The sequence below is a fragment of the Moraxella equi genome, assembly GCF_002027555.1.
Lineage (GTDB): Bacteria > Pseudomonadota > Gammaproteobacteria > Pseudomonadales > Moraxellaceae > Moraxella > Moraxella equi.
Map to the genome: position 1 here is coordinate 1 of NZ_MXAP01000065.1, position 6,440 is coordinate 6,440.

5 protein-coding genes are annotated in these 6,440 nt (G+C 46.6%); 4 read left to right on the forward strand and 1 reads right to left on the reverse strand.

The window, feature by feature from the left end; genetic code table 11:
* Positions 1-154 precede the first annotated feature (154 nt).
* The gene (locus B5J93_RS06820; protein WP_079325707.1) at positions 155-808 is read left to right on the forward strand and encodes a DUF805 domain-containing protein; all 654 of its coding nucleotides are present in this window, start codon (positions 155-157) and stop codon (positions 806-808) included.
* 84 nt (positions 809-892) lie between these two features.
* On the opposite strand, the gene B5J93_RS06825 is transcribed toward B5J93_RS06820, so the two are convergent.
* Positions 893-2,113 (reverse strand): multidrug effflux MFS transporter, encoded by a 1,221-nt coding sequence (locus tag B5J93_RS06825; protein WP_228144892.1) that lies wholly within the window; start codon positions 2,111-2,113, stop codon positions 893-895.
* A gap of 256 nt (positions 2,114-2,369) precedes the next feature.
* On the opposite strand from B5J93_RS06825, the gene B5J93_RS06830 reads away from it, so the two are divergent.
* The 3 genes from B5J93_RS06830 to B5J93_RS06840 all read left to right on the forward strand — a co-directional run bounded on the left by B5J93_RS06830 (position 2,370) and on the right by B5J93_RS06840 (position 6,397).
* Positions 2,370-3,677 (forward strand): MFS transporter, encoded by a 1,308-nt coding sequence (locus B5J93_RS06830; RefSeq protein ID WP_079325708.1) that lies wholly within the window; start codon positions 2,370-2,372, stop codon positions 3,675-3,677.
* 119 nt (positions 3,678-3,796) lie between these two features.
* Positions 3,797-4,969 (forward strand): 5-methyltetrahydropteroyltriglutamate--homocysteine S-methyltransferase, encoded by a 1,173-nt coding sequence (locus tag B5J93_RS06835; RefSeq protein ID WP_079325709.1) that lies wholly within the window; start codon positions 3,797-3,799, stop codon positions 4,967-4,969.
* A 273-nt stretch (positions 4,970-5,242) separates the two neighbouring features.
* On the forward strand, positions 5,243-6,397 hold the full coding sequence (locus B5J93_RS06840; RefSeq protein ID WP_079325710.1) for a cytochrome P450: 1,155 nt from the start codon (positions 5,243-5,245) through the stop codon (positions 6,395-6,397).
* Positions 6,398-6,440: the final 43 nt, after the last annotated feature.

Consider the following 6,440-nt stretch of genomic DNA (forward strand, 5'->3'; position numbering starts at 1 on the left):
GGTTCGGTTGGTATATTTTTGCCAAGCTTGCTACAACCCGCTCTTTTCACCACTTGTCCAATTAACAGTGTTTAGCCATCAAAACAATGACATTTTTGTAAAATTATGTTATAGTCACCAACTATTTTTATTGTCACTTATTAGGTCATCACTCATGAATGGACATTTACCAAATCAACAAAATCCCTACTCAGCCCCAACAGCTGACCTGACCAATGACGAATACTTTGAGTACGACACCACGCCATTTTATAAAGCCAGTGGGCGTATTGGTCGTGTTCGGTTTTTGGCGTACTATATGCTACTTAGTCTGTGCATGATACCAGCCATGATGGTGCTTGGCGTACTCATGGCGATTTTACTGCCCATATCGCCAGACATTGCCACCATTGTTGGGGTCATGATGTATATCGGTATTATAATATTCTCTTTGTACACAGCATTCGCCCCAAGCATTCGCAGACTCAATGACCTTAACAAATCAGGATGGATGTCTTTATTGTACTTAATACCCTTGGTTAATATCCTGTTTTGGCTGTATTTGGCATTCGCTCGTGGCGATGAAGACATCAATGATTATGGTGCTCCTGCTGAACCACCAAGCACAATCATGACAGTACTGGCGGTCATCCTACCCTTGCTGTTTGTGGCATGGATGGGTATCGTTATGGCAATCGCCTTGCCTGCTTATCAAGATTATCTTGAACGCTCCCAACTACAACAATCTCAAATTGAACAAGAAATGATAAACCTAGAACAAGAGATTCAAGCCATTCAAGACGCCCAAAATGCCGAATCATCACAATAACTCTAACAAAAACCCACCAAAATAACCCCAAACAAAAAGGTGAGCTTACCCACCTTTTTGTTTTCTTCTTTTTATTTCACTTTTTTACCAATCCATCTTAGGGTCAAGCTGATACACCAAAAACGTGCCAAGTGCTACCAGTGCGGTAATGACAATACCCAGCTTTAACACAGGACTGACATCAAACAGGCTTAGCAGCAATCCCCCAAAAATCCCCACGCTAAACTGCAATGCTCCTTGCATGGCAGACGCCATACCTGCCCGCTTTTTTTGATACGCCAAAGCGATGGCGGTAGCGTTAGGCTGAGTAAACCCAAGCCCTGCAATACAGCAAAATATCGCCATAAACACCAGCGGAAAATACGCAAGCCCCGTCAATACCAACACCAGCAGACAACTGGCAGAGACAAGTTGCATGAGAGCCCCAAAACGTAGCAGCTGCACAAGGCGAAAACGACTGGTCAAAAACTGATTGACCTGCGTTAAGGCAATAAAGCCAAAGGCATTCGCCCCAAAAGCGATGGCAAACTGCTTTTCAGACAAGCCAAAATTGACCATAAACAGCTCACTGGAAATGGACAAATAAATGAAAAATGCCCCTTGTAGCACGCCCCCTGCAACCGCAGGAATAATGAACGTCATGTCCTTGGCTAAGTCAAGATAAGAGGCAAAAGTTTGGCTGATGGGCTTGGTATTGCGATTTTCTGGAGCGAGTGTTTCTTTTAAAAACAGCTTGGTCAAGATGATATTAAATACCCCATAACCCGCCAAAAACCAAAACAGAGCATGCCAGTCGGCAAATCCTAAAATCAATGCCCCCAAACTCGGGGCAAGTATCGGCGCCAATCCCATGACCAGTACCATAAGACTAAACGCCCTTGCCCCCTGTATGGGGTTTAGGGTGTCACGAATGGCGGCACGGGTTACCACGGCCGTCACGCACGCCCCCAACGCCTGCAACGTACGGGCGGCAAACAGCACCAGCTCGCTCGTGGTGGTCGCACAGATGACGGACGCAATCACAAATATCGTCATACCCATGTACATGGGTAGCACTCGCCCGACACGGTCAGAAAACGGTCCATAAAACAACTGTCCAAACACCAAACCAATAAAGTAAAACGGCACTGATTTGGACACCTCGGACACACTCACGCCAAAATCATCCGCCATGGTCGGCAGAGCAGGCAGATACATGTCAATGGCAAGCGGACCGATGGCAATCATCACGCCCATCATCATCACCCACAGGGTGGGAAAGGGCTTGGCGTGTGCGGCTTGGTCTTGGGGGGTATTATGTGGCATATCAATATCACTTATCTTAATGCTGACTGATGGGTGTATTTATTATTATGCCAATCAGCCAAAATTTTTAAAAACAAATAAGAAAATCCGACTATTTTACCATGATTTGCCCCTTTTGACGGTAAAAAATTGCAATACCGACATTGACATTTTAACCTTAAAAATGTTCATCATATATTGAAAACATTGAAATTGATTAATCCTAAACTTTTTGTTATAGTAACGCACTCTTTATTAGCATTTATCATCATACACCATGACCACGCACCAAACCGACCTAGCCTACGCCATTAACCACACGCCCATGAGTGCCTATCAATGGCTCATCGTTGCCTTAGCTGTTATTCTAAATATGCTAGACGGCTTTGACGTGCTGGCGATTGCCTTTACCGCCAAAAGCATTCAGAGCGAGCTTGGGCTGACAGGCGGTCAGATTGGCACGCTCATGAGTGCAGGCTTTATCGGCATGGCGATTGGCTCTATGGGACTGGCTCCCTTGGCGGATAAATTTGGCAGACGTCCGCTACTTATCATCGCAACCGCCCTATCGGCGGTGGGTATGCTGATGACTTATTTTTCGCACACGACCGAATCCATTGCCTTTTGGCGTGTGATAACAGGGCTTGGCGTGGGCGGTATTTTGCCATGCACCAACGTCATCGTGAGCGAATACGCCAACCAAAAATGGCGTGGGCTTGCCATTGCCATTTATGCGTGTGGCTTTGGGGTGGGTGCAATGCTTGGCGGATTGTCGGCGGTCATACTCCAAGATGAGTTTGGCTTTCGCTCGGTATTTATGACAGGGGCAGTTTTGACAGGGCTGGCACTGGTGGCACTCATCGCCCTATTGCCCGAATCGGTGGATTTTTTAAACCAAAAACAGCCTGCCAACGCCCTTACCAAACTCACCAACATCGCCCACAAAATCGGCAAACAAGGCAACTGGCAACTGCCCGCCCAAACCCAATCTGCCAAACCCAAAGCCCCCGTTAGCCAGCTCTTTGCCAGAGGTCAATTAAAAACCACATTGCTCATTTGGGCAGCGTTCATTGCCGTGATGTCGTCTTTTTATTTTATCAGTTCGTGGACGCCTGCCCTGCTAGAATCATCAGGGCTTGCCAAACAACAAAGCCAAAAGGTCGGTATGGCAATCAGCATCGGCGGTACGATAGGCTCGCTCATCTTTGGCTTTTTGGTGAGTAAATTTGCCCCAAAATCCACGCTCATGGCATTTGTCGTGCTATCGTCCCTTGCCATTATTGGCTTTGTGTTTAGTCCCACTTTGACGCTCGCCCTTGTCTTTGCCATTTTGGTCGGCAGTCTTGTCAATGGCTGTATCACGGGGCTATATACCATTAATCCCACGCTGTACGCCCCTGAATTTAGAAGCACAGGGGTTGGCACGGCAATCGGCGTGGGACGGATTGGTTCTATCGTCTCGCCCATTTTGGCAGGCAAGCTCTTGGATATGGGTATTGGCAAAGATGATTTGTATCTGGGGGCAAGTGGGTTTATTTTGCTTACGGTGGTGGCGTTGTATTTTTTAAAGCCGAATGAGCGTTGATTTTTTGGGGAATTTTTGGGACAATGGCAATGTTTTAAGCATTGCCATTGTCCCAAACCAATACCAAGCAATTTTACAAAATATTTTACATTACAATTCCACTTTAATAACTTTTAACCATTTTTTTAACCAACCCAAAGAGAGTAAGCCATGAGCCAACTTTCCCAACTGCAAAACCCCGCAATGTCGCCCCTTATCGTAATGATGTGGTCGGCTCGTTTTTGCGTACCGAGACACTAATGAGTGCCAAAGCCAAGCTACATGCTGGCGAGATAAGCCAAGATGAGTATGATGTTATTCTAAAAGATGAAATTGGCAAACTGGTCGCCAAACAAAAAGAAAACGGCTTGCACGCCGTAACGGACGGTGAGTTTAGCCGTGTGTGGTGGCATTTGGACTTTATGGCGGAATTGGACGGCGTAGAATGGGTGGAAACCGAGAATTTTTCGGTGCAATTTAAAGATGCCAAACCCAAAAGTTATAGCGTCAAAATCGTGGATAAGATTGATTTTTCGGACTCACACCCCTTTGTCAAAGCCTACCAAATCCTAAAAGACGCTGCTGGCGCCACCCCAACCAAATTCACCATTCCGTCTCCGTCCATGCTACACCTTGTGGCGTGCGTGCGTGATGTAAACTATAAGCCGATTGAGCTGTACCAAGACGAGAGTCGTCTGTATAACGACATTGCGGACGCTTATATCAAAGCCATGCACAAGTTTTATGACATGGGTCTGCGTAATTTGCAATTGGACGACACAAGCTGGGGGCAATTTTGTGCTTTGGACAAAAAGGCAGAATTTGCCGAGCGTGGCATTGATTTTGACAAATTGGCGGTGGATTATGTCGCCATGCTAAACCGCATTGTGGACGCCAAACCTGCCGACATGCAAATCACCATGCACATCTGCCGTGGCAATTTCCGCTCAACGTGGTTCTCCGAAGGTAGTTATGCTCCGATTGCCGAAGTGCTGTTTGGCACCTGCCGAGTGGACGGCTTTTTCTTGGAATATGACAGCGAGCGAGCAGGCGACTTTGCCCCACTTGCCCACATCAAAGACCAACAAGTCGTGCTAGGCTTAGTAACTTCAAAAACAGGCGACCTTGAAAACAAAGACGACATCATCGCCCGTATCCGTGAGGCCACGCAATACGTGGACATCAACCAACTGTGCCTATCGTCACAATGCGGATTTGCGTCCACAGAAGAAGGTAACATCCTAACCGAAGAAGCTCAGTGGGCGAAAGTGAAGATGATTAGACAGATTGCTGATGAAGTTTGGGGTGAATAATTTCCCTAAAAATAATTGTTTTAAATAACAAACAAAAAGCGAAACTGACCAATTTGGCAGTTTCGCTTTTTTATAGTCAAACAAATTTTGAAATAAGACAAGGAAAACGAGCGAAGTTGTACAAGTAGTACTACGAGCGAGTTTGACGCAGTATTGTTTCAAAGTTGGCAGACTATATTTAAGTTTCCATCATACCCTACCCCCAAGGGCTAATAGCAGGATTATCATGCGTTGATTACAATGGCAAGACCATTCACCGTCCAAGGATAATTTATGTCCACTTCCATCAACTGGCAATCTGATGATGAACAAGTTCAGAAAAATCAGCGTCGTGCTTACGACGACATGCGAGCACGCTGTCCCATCGCCCATGATGATAAGCTCGGTTATAGCGTGTTTTCTCATGCCGATGTCATGCACATTCTAAACAACCCTACGACATTTTCCAATCACGTCTCAGACCGTCACATCGCTGTGCCAAACGGCATGGACGCACCTGTTCATACGGCATTTCGTGCGATTAATGACAAATATTTTACCGCCGACCGCATGGCGAGATTTCGCCCCATCGCCAAAGAGCTGATTGGCAGCTTAGTAAGCCAACTGCCCAAGAGTCAGCCCATTGACATCATGGCAGAGTTTGCCAAAACTTATGCCGTCAAGCTACAAAATGCCTTTATGGGCTGGGGCGATGAGACCGAAGCACCATTAAACGCATGGATTGAGAAAAACCGCAAAGCCACACTAAGCCAAAATCGGGATGAGATTGCCAGTGTCGCCTTAGAATTTGACGGTTATATCAAGGCGATTTTGGATGACAAGCGGACAAAACGCCCTGATGATGTGACCTTTGAATTGATGAACGACGTGGTCATGCTGTCACAAGGCAAGCGGGTGATGAGCGATGAAGAGCTTGTCTCACTCATTCGTAACTGGACAGTGGGCGAGCTGTCCACCATGTCGTCAGCGGTCGGGATTATTTTTGAATTTTTTATTCATCATCCTGACGTCTTGACTCATCTAAAAGCCAACCCCCAAGACATTGATAATGCCGTCCTAGAAATACTGCGTTTACACGACCCGCTCATCACCAACAGACGACGCACCACCTGCCCTGTCACTCTACATGGCGTGGACATTCCCAAAGACGCCAAAATCACGATTAACTGGCAGTCTGCCAACCGTGACCCCGAAGCCTTTCATCAAGCGGACAGTTTTGAGCTACACCGAAGCCAAGCTAACAATCTGGTCTATGGGCATGGCATTCACGTCTGCCCTGGTAAGCCATTGGCACAGCTTGAACTGGGACTACTAGTAGAGTGCTTGGCAGAGCAGGTGGGTAAGATTCGCCCTGCGTCTGATGACTACTTTGACCATGCCATCTATCCTGCGTCAGGTTTTAGTCGTTTGGAAGTCATACTTCATTAACTTCACCCCCTTTTTTCCTTTTCCAAAAACCCAAACCCCCCAC

Bases quoted from the DNA above. Each gene is read 5' to 3' on its own strand.
- B5J93_RS06820 (WP_079325707.1), top strand. From the start codon at position 155: ATGAATGGACATTTACCAAATCAACAAAATCCCTACTCAGCCCCAACA.
- B5J93_RS06825 (WP_228144892.1), bottom strand. From the start codon at position 2,113: ATGCCACATAATACCCCCCAAGACCAAGCCGCACACGCCAAGCCCTTT.
- B5J93_RS06830 (WP_079325708.1), top strand. From the start codon at position 2,370: ATGACCACGCACCAAACCGACCTAGCCTACGCCATTAACCACACGCCC.
- B5J93_RS06840 (WP_079325710.1), top strand. From the start codon at position 5,243: ATGTCCACTTCCATCAACTGGCAATCTGATGATGAACAAGTTCAGAAA.